Source organism: Aquisphaera insulae, from assembly GCF_011064615.1.
GTDB lineage: Bacteria > Planctomycetota > Planctomycetia > Isosphaerales > Isosphaeraceae > Aquisphaera > Aquisphaera insulae.
Genome location: NZ_JAALJH010000221.1, coordinates 1 through 1410 on the forward strand (window position 1 = coordinate 1; position 1410 = coordinate 1410).

Here is a 1410-nt window from a genome sequence, read left to right on the forward strand (position 1 = left end):
CTGCACTTTCCGCGATTCACCACCCTGAGCGTCTGAGTGGGGAGGGGTAGACGAATGCTGGTCCGACCGGGACGATGGCGGTTATCACGCCAAACCACCGAACCGGACGGAGCCAGCCATGACATCTTCGCACCCCGGACCTGTCCCTTGCCAGTGGTTCTCTCGCCTCGCCGGTGCCCTCGAGCGTCGGCATGCCCCCAGGATGGCGAAGCTCCTCCTCGGCGCCCTCCTGGCTCGTGGTCGCAGGACCGTCACCTCGTGGATCCGCGGCGCCGGCCTGAGCCGCTCGTTCCGTCGCTGCTATACGACCGTCGCCGCCGCCGGACGGGATGGCGACCGCGTCGCTTTCCGCTTGCTCACCGAGGTCGTCAAGCCGCTCCTGGCCGATCGGCCGCGGATCGTCCTGGCGCTCGACGACACTCCCACTCGCCGCCACGGCCCGCTCGTCCAGGGCGCCGGCATCCATCACAACCCGACCCCCGGCCCGGTCGGCTCGCCGCGGCTCTACGGCCATGTCTTCGTCGTCCTGGGACTGCTGGCCACTCATTCGGCCTGGGGCGTCATCGCGCTGCCGCTGCTGGCTCGGCTCTACGTCCGCGACGTGGACCTGCCGGCGATCGACCCGAAACATCGCCCCGCGTTCCGCACCAAGCTCGAGATGGCCGTCGAGCTGGTCAAATGGTCGCTCACCCGGCTGAAATACCTGGGCAAGTCCATCTGGATCGTGGCCGATGGGGCCTACGCCAAGGCCAACTTCCTCAAGCCGCTCGCGGCGCTGGGCGTGACGGTCGTCAGCCGGCTCCGCAAGGACGCGGCGCTCTTCGACGTGCCCGGCCCGAGGCGTCCCGGCAAGCGGGGCCGGCCGCGGATCTACGGCGAGCGGCGGATCGACCTGGCCCGTCGGGCCGCCGATCGTCGCGGCTGGTCGCGGGGGCCGGTCACCATCTATGGCGAGGAGGTCGAGAAGCGATACAAGACGTTCGTGGCGACCTGGCGACCGGCCGGCGGGGCGATCCGCGTGGTGCTGGTCGACGAGCCGACCGGCTGGCGGGCGTACTTCTGCACCGACGTCACGGCGACCGTGGCCGACATCCTGGGGATCGTGTCCGACCGCTTCAGCCTGGAGACGGCCTTCCGCGAGGTCAAGCAGATCGTCGGGGCCGGCCAGCAGCAAGTGCGGCACATCTGGGCGAGCGTGGGATCATTCCTGACCTGCCTGTGGACCTACACGATGACCGAGGTCTGGGCCTGGGGCCGCTCGGAGGAGTCGCTGGTGAACCGCGCGGCCTCGCCGTGGGACGACTCGACGCGTCGCCCCAGCCACCTGGACAAGCGGCGGGCCTGGCGACGCGAAATCCTGGCCGAGGAGATTCGCGGGCTTCTCCACGCCGGCCTGACCGAGGCGGAAAT

Annotated in this window: 1 protein-coding gene; it reads left to right on the top strand. The window is 70.0% G+C overall.

From position 1 onward, the window contains the following. Positions 1-118: 118 nt before the first annotated feature. On the top strand, positions 119-1410 hold a 1292-nt coding region (locus G6O54_RS36840; RefSeq protein ID WP_165236109.1), incomplete at its 3' end, for an IS701 family transposase.